We start from the raw sequence: 12,411 nt of genomic DNA, 5'->3' as shown, positions 1-12,411 counted from the left end.
ATGGGAAGCGTTCGTATAGAAAAAGTACAAGAATTGATTAAACAAGAAGCTAGTGAAATCATCATGCGAGAATTGAAAGACCCTCGTATTGGTTTTGTAACTATTACAGAAGTCGATGTATCTAGTGATTTACACAATGCTAAATTATATGTAAGTATTTTAGGCAGTGATAAACAAATCGAAGATACATGGAAGGGCTTAAATTCTTCTTTAGGTTTCATTCGCAGAGAATTAGCGCATCGTATTCGTTTAAAATTTATTCCAGAAATTAAATTTTTCATGGATACTTCACTTCAATATAGTGCACATATTCAAGAATTATTGATAAAAGTGCAAAAAGATGAGGAGCAAAAATAATGGAAGTAACACTAAAACAAGCTGGTGAATTAATTGAAAAAGCTAATAAAATAGTGTTATCTTCTCATGTAAATCCTGATGGTGATAATGTTGGTTCAACTTTAGGGCTATATCATGCCCTAAAGGGAACTAATAAAGATATAAAAATTTTATTAGATGATGATTTACCAGATAATCTCGGTATGATGGAAGGTTTAGATTTATATCAAAAACCTCAAGATGGTGAGATTATAGAGTGTGATTTACTTGTGATTTTAGATGTTGATGTTGACCGTATCGGCAGAGTAAAAGATGTAGTAAAAGCACCTATTTTGAATTTAGACCATCATATATCTAATACAAAAGTATCTGATTATTGCTATGTTGATGCTAAAGCAGCAGCTACAGCTCAAATTATTTATAGTTTAATAAAAGAAATGAATTGGCAATTTAATTTAGAAGCAGCTACATGTATTTATACAGGTCTTTGTTCTGATACAGGATTTTTCTGTTATAGTAATACGACACCGTATACATTAAAAGCTGCTGCGGAATTATTAGAAATTGGTGTAAAACCAGATAAAATTTCTGAAGTATTTTACCAACGTTCCTTTTCTAGTGTAAAGGCAGCTGGAAGAGCTATAGATACTATTGAGTTATATCATGATGGCAAAATTGCTTTGATGATTATTGATAAGGCTTTAAAAGAGTCTGCTGATAATACAGAGGGCTTTGTTAATTTTGCTAGAAATATTCGTGGTGTAGATGTAGCTGTGATGATTAAATATGCTGATGATGAAGTAACTAGAGTAAGTATGCGTTCAAAATCAGTAAATGTCAGTGAGATTGCTCAATCTATTGGCGGTGGCGGTCATATTCGTGCAGCTGGTGCGACTGTATATAAAAATCTTATGGAAGCAAAAGATATCGTACTTAATGCTATTATCAAAGGAATGAATAAAGAAAATGCCTAATGGATTTGTAAATGTTTTGAAGGCACCAGGAATAACTTCACATGATATTGTATCTCATTTACGTAAAGTTTATGGATTGAAGAAAGTTGGTCATGCTGGGACTTTAGACCCTGCTGCTGCTGGAGTTTTGCCAGTGGCACTGGGAAAAGCTACAAGAATGCTTGAGTATATGGACGATGTAGATAAGTCCTATAAAGTAGAAGTAACTTTTGGTCTGAGCACTGATACTGGTGATGATACAGGAAAAATCATTGAAACGATGGAAAATTATGCTATGCCTACAGCTGAAAAAGTAAAAGAGGCATTAGAAACATTTCGTGGTGAAATAAAACAAAGACCACCAATGTATTCAGCTATTAGAATTAATGGTGAAAAAGCGTATAATTTGGCTCGTAAAAATATAGAAGTAGAAATGCCAGAAAGAGATGTTGTCATTCATGATATTAAATTTCAAGAGATGACACAAAATGGTTTTATTTTTGAAGTAGTTTGTTCTAAAGGTACTTATATTCGCAGTTTATGTATGGATATTGGTAAATATTTAGGAATACCTACAGTGATGAGTTTCTTAATTCGCACTCATGTGGGAGCATTTAAATTAGAAGATGCATTTACTACGGAAGAAATAGGTTTATTACCACATATGGCGCTATTATCAATGGATTTTCCGATAAAGCATTTACCAAAATATGTTATTTCTGATGAAGAAGCAGTAATGATTAAACAAGGTAAACAAATTGCTGTTAAAGAAGATGAAGAAATAACAGAAAAATTTATTCGTTTATATAAAGATAAAGAGTTTGCTGGTATAGGTCGTTATGTATTTAGCGAACATAAGATAGCACCACATAAGGTAGTATTATAAAATGAGAAATATAAGAGTATGAATGATAAGAAATTCATACTCTTTTTTCATAAAGATGATATTTATTATATGATATAATTTGATGTAGATAATAAAATATAAGGAGAATTATTTTGCAAGAAAGATTACAAAAATTTTTAGCTCGTACTGGTATTGCTTCTCGTCGTGGAGCAGAAAAATTAATTACAGATGGTAAAATTCGTGTCAATGGGGTAGTTGTTACTGAATTAGGTACGAAAGTTGACCCAGTGAAAGATAAAGTTTCTTATAATGGAAAAATGCTAAAAGTAGAAGCAAAAAAAGTTTATTATATGCTCAATAAACCAAAAGGGTATATCTCTAGTGTAAAAGATGAAAAGGGTAGAAAAACAGTTGTAGATATTTTATCTGATGTAGAAGAAAGAATTTTCCCTATTGGTCGTTTGGATTATAATACAGAAGGTTTATTATTACTCACAAATGATGGCGAATTTATGAATAAATTATTGCATCCTAAGTATGAAATTGGCAAAACTTATGTGGCAAGAATAGACGGCATTATTAATATGGAAGATTTGGATAAATTAGCAAATGGTGTGAAATTGGAAGATGGCAAGACTGCACCTGCTGATGTGTATTTAGATTCCATAAATAAAACTTTGAAAGAATCTCGTGTGGAAATCACTATTTATGAAGGTAAAAATCGTCAAGTTCGTCGTATGTTCAAGGCTTTAGGATATGAAGTTAAAGCTTTAAAACGCATAGCTTTTGCAGGTCTTACTTTGAGTAAATTAAAACGTGGAGAATATAGAAAATTAACTGAAACTGAATTATTGCGTTTGCGTAAAAAAATAGGAGATAAATAATGCGTAAAGTTATTGTTGTTGGCGGTGGTGCTGCTGGACTGATGGCGGCTGTCAGTGCTGCACAAAATGGTGCAGAAGTGATGTTATTGGAAAAAAATAATCGCTTGGGTAAAAAGTTATTAATCACTGGTAAAGGTCGTTGTAATGTAACAAATACAGCACCATTGCAAGAGTTTGTAAAAAATATTCCTGGTAATGGTAGATTTTTATATAGTGTATTTAGCAAATTTTTTAATTGGGATATCAGAAGCTTTTTTGAAGAATTAGATGTGCCATTAAAAGAAGAACGCGGTGGACGAATTTTTCCTGTAAGTGATAAAGCCATTGATATTGTAAATGCTTTTGAAAAGGCATTGCATAGATTGGCTGTACAGATAAAGTTAAATGAAAGTGTAAAATTTTTAAAAGTAGATAATAATAAAGTAACAGGTGTAATCACTGAAGAAGATAAATTATATGAAGCTGATGCTGTTATTTTAGCTACAGGTGGCTCATCTTTCCCTGGAACAGGCTCAACAGGTGATGGTTATCGTATGGCAAAACAAATAGGTCATACTATTGAAGATTTATTTCCAGCACTTGTACCTTTAGAATGTGAAGAAGATTGGGTAAAAGATTTCCAAGGTTTATCTCTTCGCAATGTAAATTTAAAGGTATTAGTTGATGGTGATGTAAAAAAAGAAATGTTTGGTGAAATGTTATTCACTCATTTTGGTGTAAGTGGGCCAATCATTTTGACTTTAAGTCGTGATATTGCTAAATGGTTAAGAGAAGGGAAATTGGTAGAATTATCTTTAAATCTTAAACCTGCTTTGACAAAAGAACAGCTTGATAAACGCATTTGTAGAGATTTTGAAAAATACAGTAGAAAACAAATAAAAAATGCTTTAGGCGATTTATTGCCAAGCAAAATGATTAGTACAGTGATTGATTTAGCTTTTATTGATGAAAATAAATTTGTAAATCAAATAAGCAAGGCTGAACGTGAAAGATTAGTTGATTTATTGCAAGATATGGTGATGACTGTTACAAAGACAAGACCACTTAGCGAAGCTATTGTAACAGCTGGCGGTATTTCTACAAAAGAAATAAATCCTAAAACTATGGAGTCAAAACTAATTAAAGATTTGTATTGTGTTGGCGAAGTAGTAGATGTGGACGCTTTTACAGGCGGATATAATTTGCAAGCAGCTTTTTCTATGGGCTTTGTTGCTGGTGAAGCTAGTAGTTTAGAGTAATATTTTTTAGTAAATAGTTTTTTTGAAAAAAATTTCATGCTATACTATAAATTAGATAGGATTTATTTAATTTTATAGTAAGGTGGGATTGAAGCTCGATGAAAATATCAACTAAGGGTAGATATGCATTGCGATTGATGTTAGATATCGCATTAAATGATGCAAAAACACCGGTTCGAATAAAGGATATTGCTGAACGACAGCAGATTTCAGATAAGTATCTGGAACAAATAGTATCTAGTTTAAATAAGGCAGGATTTGTAAAAAGCTTGCGTGGACCGCAGGGCGGATATCGACTGACTAAAAAACCAGAAGAGTATACAGTAGGCATGATTTTACGTTTGATAGAGGGAAGTTTAGCCCCAGTAGCTTGCCTTGATGATGATATCAATAATTGTACACGTGCAGATAGATGTCCAACATTAATTCTTTGGGAAAAATTATATGATGCTATAAGTGAAGTTGTAGATAATATTACTTTGGCGGATTTAATTAGTTGGCAAAAAAATATGAAGTAGAGGAAAAAGATTAATTAATATGCCTACTAAGGTAAATTAATTAATCTTTTTTTGTAATTAATTTTATTGTGGGGAATAAGGAGGGTATCTTAATGTATGATGAATATATAGAAAAACAATTGGTAGAAATCAGTAAATGGGAACAGCAAAAACCCAGCGTAGTTAATACTGGCATGAATAAGATTTTTTCACCTATGAGTAAATTTACGAGAAAAGTAATTCCAGAGGTGGTAGTAGAAAAGGCAATATATCATGCTCATGATATTGGTCAAAAATTAGCAAGTAAAAATGATATTTTGAAAAATGCTGGTGTAGATACTATCGAAGAATTACGTCATAAGGATTTAGCTTTATCTGATAAGTTGGCTAGTAATGTGCATAAATGGGCGATAGGTTTTGCTGGTTCTGAAGGGTTTGCTACAGGGCTTGGCGGTACAGCAACAATGGTAGCTGATGTAGGAGCTGTTATAGTTTTAGCATTTAGAACTATTCATAAGATTGCTATGTGTTATGGGTATGAAGTGAAATCAGCTGAAGATAAAGAATTTGTGTTGAATATTTTGTCTGTATCAGGTGCTAATGATATGAAGGAGAAAAAGGAAGCATTATTAGCATTAAAATCAGATTTTTTACAAAAGAAAATAATTGAAGAAGTTTTAATGAGTAATTTAGTTAAAAAAGTCGCTAAACAATTGGGTATTAATTTGACTAAACGTAAGTTGATGCAGATAATGCCGATTATAGGAGCAGGTATAGGTGCAGCAGTTAATGCTTCATATATAAATGATATTGCATGGACAGCTCGTCGTTCGTATCAATTAAAATGGCTTGCTGATAATGAATATATAGATGCTAATAATTTGAATAATATTTAAGGAGTTTTAATTTAATGAAACAGATGAAAGTTGGTATTGTAGGAACGGGTTTAATCGCTTCTTTAATGGCAAAAACTTTGAATGGATTAAATGATGAAAATATAAAAAATTATGCAGTAGCTTCAAGAACTTTGACTAAGGCAAGAGCATTTGCAGATGAATATAAAATAGAAAAAGCATATGGTTCTTATATGGAATTAATTCAAGATAAAGATATTGATTTAATCTATATTGCTGTACCACATAATGAGCATTATCGCATAGCTAAATTATGTATAGAAAATAAAAAGAATGTTTTGTGTGAAAAACCTTTTACTGTAAATGCAGAAGAAACAAAGGATTTATTAGCTTTAGCTAAAGAAAATAATGTACTTATCACAGAAGCAATTTGGACAAGATATATGCCTTCACGAAAATTAATAAATGATGTTATTGCTTCTGGCATTATAGGGCAAGTACATTCAATTCAGGCAAATTTAGGTTATCCGCTTAAAGATGTGAAACGCATGATTTCTCCAGAACTTGCTGGCGGTGCTTTGCTTGATGTAGGTGTTTATACCGTTAACTTTGCCTTGATGGTATTTGGCAATGATATAAAAGATATTTTTGCAAAAGCTGTGATGTCAGATAAAGGTGTAGATTTGACAGATAGTATAACAATCACTTGGAATGATGGGAAAATGGCAGTTCTTCATGCTTCTATGATGACACCAACAGATAGATGTGGTTTTATTTATGGAGAAAAAGGCTATATTTGTGTAACTAATATCAATAATCCTGAAGCGATAAAAATTTATGATGTAGAACATAATTTAATCAAAGAAGTAGAAATACCAAAACAAGTAACAGGATATGAATATGAAGTTTTAGCTTGTGCTAAAGCGATTGATAAAAATGAATTAGAATGTGAAGCAATGCCACATAAAGAAACTATTTTCGTCATGGAAATATTAGATAAAATACGCAATCAATGGAATATGAAATATCCTTTTGAAAAATAAATAAGTAGAAAAAGAAAACGCCTTATGATTAAGGCGTTTTTACATTGATAAATAATTTTAATGATAATTTAATCAAACTAGGTGAGTAAGTTTATTGAGCTTAAGATAGATAATTTGTATAATAGAGTTTAGATAGGGTATAGATTTAAGAGGTGAAAATATGATGGATAAAATTATAGATTGTCATATGCATTTTTCAGCTAAAGGGATATTTAATAAAACAGCTGAAAATATTGGTTTAAAATGTACCTTAGAAGAAGTACAAAATGAATTTAAGAAAAATAATATAGTTTTAGGTATTGGTATGGGTGTGGATATTTGCGAAGAGAATAATCTTAGTAATCCACAGATAATATATCATGGAAAAGAAAAATTTCCGCCTTTTTTAGCACAATGTTTAGGTATTAATGCGTTGGCTATTAATAAGGAAAATCTTAAAGATACATTAGATAGTTTTAAGCAAAAATTAGAAGAAAATCCAACGGTTGGATTAAAAATTTATACAGGATATCAGCCATATTTGGCTACAGATAAGAAATATAGAGATTTTTATAAATTAGCACAAAAATATGATGTACCAGTGGTTTTTCATATGGGCGATACAGCAAATTCAATGGGAAAATTAAAATATTCACAGCCTTTAATCATAGATGAAGTAGCTGTTGATTTCCCTAAGGTGAAATTTGTAATTGCTCATTGCGGAACTCCATGGGTGGCTGATGCAGTGGAAGTAGTAGCTAAAAATAAAAATGTATATATGGATTTGTCAGGTTTGATGGAAGGCAAATTTAAAGCTAAAGAACAGATAAAAGAATTTAAACCATATTTAAATATATTTAGAACATGGTTTAATTATCTACATGATTATCAAAAATTGATGTATGGCTCTGATTGGCCTTTAGTGGATATGAAAGAGTATATTAAAGTAATACAATCAATAATACCTAAAAAGGCTTATGATGATGTATTTTATCATAATGCTTTGAAGGTTTTTGATAGATTACCAGAATATTTAAAGAAACAGGAGAAAAAAATTTATGATTAAATTAAAGCTTTTAATGAAATCAATGTTTTTAGTTTGTGTATTGATGTTATCTATGGTAGGAGTATCTAGTGCAAGTGTATCCGTAACATCTGATAGCAAGTATTTTGATATTTCCTCAGGTTGTTTTGTACTTGAAGGAAATGTTTTAGTAAAGACTGATACAAGAACTATAGGAGCAGATAAAGCTCGTGTCAATTTAGTAACTAAAGAAGTATGGGCAAATGGCAATGTATATGTAGAAGAACCTCAAGAAGAAATTAAATTTAAAGGTGGCAGTGTCTATGCTTCTGATGAATTAAAAACAGCGATTATAAAAGGCGATGCTATTTTAGAAAGACCAGATATAACTATTCAAGCAGAAAAATGTTCTTTCAATTGGCGAACTAAAATAGCAGAATTTAGTGGATTAGTAGAAGTACATCAAGATGGCAAAACAAATGTATATGATGTAATTCAATATGATGTAATTAATAATAAAATTATTGATGCAAAATAATAAAAAATATATTTGATAAAAATAAAAGGCACTTATTAGTGCCTTTTTTTGTTAATTTAAATGTTCTTGATGATAAATTTCTAAATCCATGATAGCATCATAAACCATTTCACGAGTGATTTTGTATGGTACATGGACAATATCATTTGTGGTCATTACTTTATCTAATACAATATCGAGTTCTTCTTTAGTGCTGATTTCAATATCTTTTAGACAAGTTGGTAATTTAGCTTGGCGGTTAAATGCATAAACTTTTTCAAATTCAGTTTGTTGTTTATCTAATAGTAACATTACGAGTACGCCATAGCTTACAAGCTCGCCGTGAAGATGTTTTTCTCCTTGAGGAAGCATAGTGCAACCATAATATATAGAGTGAGCAAGACAACTATTGTAATCATTTATAACAAGTACTGAAACAAGACCTGTACTTACGATTATAGTTAATACTACTTGTTCTAAAGCTTCACTTACTTGATGATTTTTAGCAGAAGTCAAAGCTTCAAGACCATATTGTAATAGAGTATCAGAACAATTTTTGCTGATTTGTACACCTAAAGCATTTGTATGGCTCATTTCATCATTACGAGAGGAAAAGCCAGTTTCATATTGTTTGGATAAAGCATCACCGATACCAGCCCAGATATATTCATAAGGAGCTTCAGTGATTATTTTTGTATTGATAAAGCTATGTAGAGGGCTTTTTTGAGGGAAATATAATTCTTTGAAGCCATGAGTTTCATCATCATAAATTACGCAAACAGCTGTTACAGGAGAGCAGTTAGAGGCTATTGTTGGGAAAGAAAAAACAGGCTTATTTTCCATATCGCAAAGAGTTTTGCAAGTATCAATAGCACGACCACCACCTACAGCAAAAACCATATCTGCTTTTTGAAATTGAGGATTTTGAGCAAGTTTTTTTATATTAGCATAAGTAGAGTCGCCACCGTACCAGATAAAATCAATTATTTCAATATTAGAATTATGTACTCCAGCTAAAAGAGCATCTTTAGCTTTAGAAATTGCTGTTTTACCACCGATAACTACAGCTGTTTTGCCATAAGCACCACAAACTTTTGGAATTTGATTGTAAACATCACTGCCTACACTATATGAAGGTAAAAATACTGTATTCATAAATAAAACCACCTTATAATTAAATAATATCTTTAATATTATTATTTAAAACTTTTTGTATTTGCAAAGTGATTAATAGTTTATAACTAAAAAATAAAATTGTCAAGTTGTAAACTATATAATTAAAAAAATAAGTATGATATAATAATATAAAAAATTATATTAGGCGGTGATTTTATGGGTAAGGATAAAGGTTTGGAAAAATTTTTAAAAGAAGCAGAAGTTTTATTTGATGGTAATACATATAAATTGAATATAGAAGAAAAAAATCAGATACAAGAAGCATTAGAAATGGCTTTTTGGGACGCAAAAGAAAGAAATAAACGAAAGAAAAAATAAATTATGCGAAAAAATATAAAATTAAGAGTGAAAAATTTAGTTAATAAATATCAAACAGCAGATCCATTTGCATTGGCAAAGGAATTAGATGTAAATATTTTATATGTGCCACTTCCTGAAAAGATACGTGGAATATTGGTGCGTGTTTTGCGAAAAAAGACTATTTTATTGAATGATAAATTGAATTATGAATCTCAAAAAATTGTAATTTGTCATGAACTTGGTCATGTGCGTATGCATTGGCATGCAGGTTATTTTTTTCAACATGAAGGAATATATTATTCTCCTGCTCGTTATGAATGTGAAGCAAATGAGTTTGCTATTCATTTGTTGAATTATTCTAGTGATTTTATTTATGATAAAGATTATATATTAGAAGTATTGGCTAAGGAAAATCCCAATCCATATGAAGTGCATAAAATCATTAATGCTTTGATGCAAATTGAAAGTATTTAAAAATACCAGCTAAAATGATAGCTGGTATTTTATTTGTCAGATGATTATTGAATAGATTTTCCTAAATCTTCGGCTTGTTTTAATTGCTCTGGTTTATTTAAAATATCGCCAATATTCATATTTCCTCCAGCATAGACAATGCCTAGATTTTTCCAACCTAAATGAGATATTAATCCTTCATAAAAAGCCTTAACTGGTGCAAAATTATCAGAGGTATTTCCTTCTGAAGCCATAAGTAAAATACATTCTTTTTGTGGATTTTCATAATTTGGATTTAATTCGGCTATAGCAAATAAACGATCAAAAGCACATTTTAGTTGACCTGTGATGCCCCAATAATACATAGGAGAGGCTAAGACTATGATGTCTGCTGTCTTGTATACAGGATAGATTTGCGACATATCATCTTTTTGTACACAAGGAGAGTCTTCGTTTTTACCTCCATTACAACAACCAAGACAGCCATGAATATTCATTTTTTGTAAATCAAAGCAAGTAACTTTATGACCTACAGTTTCTGCTCCTTTAGTAAAATATTTGATGAGTTCTTTTGTATTGCCATTTATTCTGGGACTTCCATTTAAAATACAGATTTTTTTATGCATAAATTTACACCTCCAATGTTTATATTTATAATTATAACAGTGTAGATTATTTGCTTGAAGTACGCACATTTTTGTTAGATACTAACCAAAAGGAGAGTTTTGATGTTTAAAAATTATATTGAAAATGCTAATTTTGAAGATACAGGTTTTAGTTATACATTATCATTAATACGAGGCAAGTATAAAATGGTTATTTTATACTGTTTAATGGAATTTAATATTGTCAGATACAATGAATTAAAAAGATATATAAAGACTATCTCACATAAAACACTTGCAGTATCTTTGAAAGAATTGGAAAAAGATGGCTTAATAATACGAAAGGAATATCCACAAATACCACCTAAAGTAGAGTATAGTTTATCAGATAGGGGAAAATCGCTCATGGAAATTTTAGATAGATTATGTGTATGGGGAGAGATACATAAAAATGATATGAAATAAAAAAGTCTAGTAAATTTACTAGACTTTTAGGTGGAAAATTATTTTTCTGCATAATATTTTCTATACATAGAAGGTGAAATAGAAAATTCTTTCTTAAAGGTACGTGAAAAGGCTAATTGGTCATCAAATCCTAATGAGGAAGTAATAATGGAAATAGAAAGCTCAGTAGTTATTAAAAGGCTACGGGCTTTTTTTAATTTTAGTTGCATTATATATTGTTTTGGTGATAAATGAAATTTTTCGTGGAATATACGAGTTAGATAATTAGGATGAATGCCAAATTTTTTAGCGATATCCTTTAGAATTAATTTTTCTGCATAGTTGACATCAAAATAAAATTTTAAATCATTAGCGAGAGATTTAGTTTGCATTTGATTTTCAGATAGATTAATATCCTCAAATAGTTGTGCGAGAATGAGGAATAAGAGGCTATTGGCTTTTAAATAATGAATGACATTATTTTCTTGAAGATTAATAATTTCATCAATTAGTGTTTTATATTTTGTTATATCTAAATTGTGAATGATATAAATATCATCAGTTTTTTTCATCATTTGATAGATATAGTTTTGAGAATTAATCCCTAAAAAACTAATCCATGTATAGCACCAGGGATTAATAGCTGAAGCTTTGTAATAAGAAATTTTTCCCGAAGGAATAAAAAAAGCATCTCCTTGTTTTAGATTAAATGTTTGTTCATTGATATGAAGTGTGCCTTCACCACTGAGGACAAAATGGATTAATTGGTAGTTTCTGTATTTGGGGCCATAACTGTAACTAGGTTTACATTTTTCATAACCAGCACTATAAAATGATAAATCTGATAAAGATTTATAGTGTATACTATGTTGAGTTTCTTTATATTCTTTCATAGATAATATTATAAAATAAAAGGTTTGTTTTTTCCATATTTTGGTAAAGAAATACTATAGAAAAATCACTGTAAATATTATTTAATATATATGTAGTTTTTAGGAAAGAAGGAAAAGAATGGGCATAGATATTAGACAAAAATTTCATTTAGAACCTGATGTAGGATTACTAAATGACCCTAATGGACTAATCCAATACAAGGGAATTTATTATGTGTTTTTTCAATGGAATAGGTTTGAAAAAAATCATACATATAAGGAGTGGGGATTATTTACTTCAAAAAATTTAACCATACTGAGCAAGAAGTCTCCTACCTCTAAGGTAGTGAGATGAATTGCTCCTTAGGAGATTGACTGGATATATGTTT

At 30.3% G+C, this 12,411-nt stretch carries 17 protein-coding genes; 14 read left to right on the top strand and 3 right to left on the bottom strand.

Annotation, left to right across the window (positions count from 1 at the left end):
- The 10 genes from rbfA to AC5LAX_RS11875 all read left to right on the top strand — a co-directional run bounded on the left by rbfA (position 1) and on the right by AC5LAX_RS11875 (position 8,193).
- Positions 1–357, top strand: a complete 357-nt coding sequence (gene rbfA, locus AC5LAX_RS11920; RefSeq protein WP_008538075.1) for a 30S ribosome-binding factor RbfA — start codon at positions 1–3, stop codon at positions 355–357.
- On the top strand, positions 357–1,310 hold the full coding sequence (locus tag AC5LAX_RS11915) for a DHH family phosphoesterase (RefSeq protein WP_288909653.1): 954 nt from the start codon (positions 357–359) through the stop codon (positions 1,308–1,310). The genes rbfA and AC5LAX_RS11915 overlap by 1 nt, the downstream gene beginning before the upstream one ends.
- Positions 1,303–2,175, top strand: a complete 873-nt coding sequence (gene truB, locus AC5LAX_RS11910) for a tRNA pseudouridine(55) synthase TruB (RefSeq protein ID WP_288909654.1) — start codon at positions 1,303–1,305, stop codon at positions 2,173–2,175. The genes AC5LAX_RS11915 and truB overlap by 8 nt, the downstream gene beginning before the upstream one ends.
- Positions 2,176–2,288: 113 nt before the next feature.
- Complete coding sequence (locus AC5LAX_RS11905; protein ID WP_018999038.1) at positions 2,289–3,020, top strand: pseudouridine synthase; 732 nt, start codon at positions 2,289–2,291, stop codon at positions 3,018–3,020.
- A complete protein-coding gene (locus AC5LAX_RS11900; protein ID WP_288909655.1) occupies positions 3,020–4,258 on the top strand; it encodes a BaiN/RdsA family NAD(P)/FAD-dependent oxidoreductase in 1,239 nt (412 codons plus the stop codon). Before AC5LAX_RS11905 ends, AC5LAX_RS11900 begins: the two co-directional genes overlap by 1 nt.
- Before the next feature lie 98 nt (positions 4,259–4,356).
- Entirely contained in the window at positions 4,357–4,776 is a 420-nt protein-coding gene (locus AC5LAX_RS11895; protein ID WP_008538069.1) for an RrF2 family transcriptional regulator, read from the top strand.
- A gap of 92 nt (positions 4,777–4,868) precedes the next feature.
- Positions 4,869–5,651: an EcsC family protein gene (locus tag AC5LAX_RS11890; protein ID WP_008538068.1), complete on the top strand. Its 783-nt coding sequence runs from the start codon at positions 4,869–4,871 to the stop codon at positions 5,649–5,651.
- 14 nt (positions 5,652–5,665) lie between these two features.
- Positions 5,666–6,652, top strand: coding sequence for a Gfo/Idh/MocA family protein (locus tag AC5LAX_RS11885; protein WP_288909656.1), 987 nt, complete (start codon positions 5,666–5,668; stop codon positions 6,650–6,652).
- Between the two features lie 160 nt (positions 6,653–6,812).
- Complete coding sequence (locus tag AC5LAX_RS11880; RefSeq protein WP_288909657.1) at positions 6,813–7,697, top strand: amidohydrolase family protein; 885 nt, start codon at positions 6,813–6,815, stop codon at positions 7,695–7,697.
- Complete coding sequence (locus tag AC5LAX_RS11875) at positions 7,690–8,193, top strand: LptA/OstA family protein (RefSeq protein ID WP_015562334.1); 504 nt, start codon at positions 7,690–7,692, stop codon at positions 8,191–8,193. The genes AC5LAX_RS11880 and AC5LAX_RS11875 overlap by 8 nt, the downstream gene beginning before the upstream one ends.
- Before the next feature lie 51 nt (positions 8,194–8,244).
- Here the strand turns inward: AC5LAX_RS11875 and AC5LAX_RS11870 are convergent, their stop codons facing one another.
- On the bottom strand, positions 8,245–9,327 hold the full coding sequence (locus tag AC5LAX_RS11870; protein WP_008538064.1) for an iron-containing alcohol dehydrogenase family protein: 1,083 nt from the start codon (positions 9,325–9,327) through the stop codon (positions 8,245–8,247).
- 177 nt (positions 9,328–9,504) lie between these two features.
- Here AC5LAX_RS11870 and AC5LAX_RS11865 point away from each other — a divergent pair, with 177 nt between their 5' ends.
- A complete protein-coding gene (locus AC5LAX_RS11865; RefSeq protein WP_008538063.1) occupies positions 9,505–9,666 on the top strand; it encodes a hypothetical protein in 162 nt (53 codons plus the stop codon).
- 3 nt (positions 9,667–9,669) lie between these two features.
- Positions 9,670–10,122 (top strand): ImmA/IrrE family metallo-endopeptidase, encoded by a 453-nt coding sequence (locus tag AC5LAX_RS11860; RefSeq protein WP_204921968.1) that lies wholly within the window; start codon positions 9,670–9,672, stop codon positions 10,120–10,122.
- 44 nt (positions 10,123–10,166) lie between these two features.
- Here AC5LAX_RS11860 and AC5LAX_RS11855 read toward each other — a convergent pair whose 3' ends face one another.
- Positions 10,167–10,727 carry a flavodoxin family protein gene (locus AC5LAX_RS11855; protein ID WP_288909658.1) on the bottom strand — a complete coding sequence of 187 codons (561 nt, stop codon included), beginning with the start codon at positions 10,725–10,727 and terminating at the stop codon, positions 10,167–10,169.
- A 102-nt stretch (positions 10,728–10,829) separates the two neighbouring features.
- Between AC5LAX_RS11855 and AC5LAX_RS11850 the strand changes: the two genes are divergently transcribed.
- Positions 10,830–11,171 (top strand): winged helix-turn-helix transcriptional regulator, encoded by a 342-nt coding sequence (locus AC5LAX_RS11850; RefSeq protein ID WP_115151360.1) that lies wholly within the window; start codon positions 10,830–10,832, stop codon positions 11,169–11,171.
- A 38-nt stretch (positions 11,172–11,209) separates the two neighbouring features.
- Here AC5LAX_RS11850 and AC5LAX_RS11845 read toward each other — a convergent pair whose 3' ends face one another.
- Positions 11,210–12,043 carry an AraC family transcriptional regulator gene (locus AC5LAX_RS11845; protein WP_288909659.1) on the bottom strand — a complete coding sequence of 278 codons (834 nt, stop codon included), beginning with the start codon at positions 12,041–12,043 and terminating at the stop codon, positions 11,210–11,212.
- Between the two features lie 118 nt (positions 12,044–12,161).
- Between AC5LAX_RS11845 and AC5LAX_RS11840 the strand changes: the two genes are divergently transcribed.
- The gene (locus AC5LAX_RS11840) at positions 12,162–12,377 is read left to right on the top strand and encodes a hypothetical protein (protein ID WP_288909660.1); all 216 of its coding nucleotides are present in this window, start codon (positions 12,162–12,164) and stop codon (positions 12,375–12,377) included.
- Positions 12,378–12,411 lie beyond the last annotated feature (34 nt).

Source organism: Megamonas sp. (assembly GCF_986095205.1).
Note: the sequence above shows the minus strand (reverse complement) of the source record. Positions and strands in the feature narration are given on the sequence as shown.

What these genes read in the sequence shown, in the direction of transcription:
- rbfA (WP_008538075.1), top strand. Translation starts at nt 1, where the DNA reads ATGGGAAGCGTTCGTATAGAAAAAGTACAAGAATTGATTAAACAAGAA.
- AC5LAX_RS11915 (WP_288909653.1), top strand. Translation starts at nt 357, where the DNA reads ATGGAAGTAACACTAAAACAAGCTGGTGAATTAATTGAAAAAGCTAAT.
- truB (WP_288909654.1), top strand. Translation starts at nt 1,303, where the DNA reads ATGCCTAATGGATTTGTAAATGTTTTGAAGGCACCAGGAATAACTTCA.
- AC5LAX_RS11900 (WP_288909655.1), top strand. Translation starts at nt 3,020, where the DNA reads ATGCGTAAAGTTATTGTTGTTGGCGGTGGTGCTGCTGGACTGATGGCG.
- AC5LAX_RS11895 (WP_008538069.1), top strand. Translation starts at nt 4,357, where the DNA reads ATGAAAATATCAACTAAGGGTAGATATGCATTGCGATTGATGTTAGAT.
- AC5LAX_RS11890 (WP_008538068.1), top strand. Translation starts at nt 4,869, where the DNA reads ATGTATGATGAATATATAGAAAAACAATTGGTAGAAATCAGTAAATGG.
- AC5LAX_RS11885 (WP_288909656.1), top strand. Translation starts at nt 5,666, where the DNA reads ATGAAACAGATGAAAGTTGGTATTGTAGGAACGGGTTTAATCGCTTCT.
- AC5LAX_RS11880 (WP_288909657.1), top strand. Translation starts at nt 6,813, where the DNA reads ATGATGGATAAAATTATAGATTGTCATATGCATTTTTCAGCTAAAGGG.
- AC5LAX_RS11875 (WP_015562334.1), top strand. Translation starts at nt 7,690, where the DNA reads ATGATTAAATTAAAGCTTTTAATGAAATCAATGTTTTTAGTTTGTGTA.
- AC5LAX_RS11870 (WP_008538064.1), bottom strand. Translation starts at nt 9,327, where the DNA reads ATGAATACAGTATTTTTACCTTCATATAGTGTAGGCAGTGATGTTTAC.
- AC5LAX_RS11865 (WP_008538063.1), top strand. Translation starts at nt 9,505, where the DNA reads ATGGGTAAGGATAAAGGTTTGGAAAAATTTTTAAAAGAAGCAGAAGTT.
- AC5LAX_RS11860 (WP_204921968.1), top strand. Translation starts at nt 9,670, where the DNA reads ATGCGAAAAAATATAAAATTAAGAGTGAAAAATTTAGTTAATAAATAT.
- AC5LAX_RS11855 (WP_288909658.1), bottom strand. Translation starts at nt 10,727, where the DNA reads ATGCATAAAAAAATCTGTATTTTAAATGGAAGTCCCAGAATAAATGGC.
- AC5LAX_RS11850 (WP_115151360.1), top strand. Translation starts at nt 10,830, where the DNA reads ATGTTTAAAAATTATATTGAAAATGCTAATTTTGAAGATACAGGTTTT.
- AC5LAX_RS11845 (WP_288909659.1), bottom strand. Translation starts at nt 12,043, where the DNA reads ATGAAAGAATATAAAGAAACTCAACATAGTATACACTATAAATCTTTA.
- AC5LAX_RS11840 (WP_288909660.1), top strand. Translation starts at nt 12,162, where the DNA reads ATGGGCATAGATATTAGACAAAAATTTCATTTAGAACCTGATGTAGGA.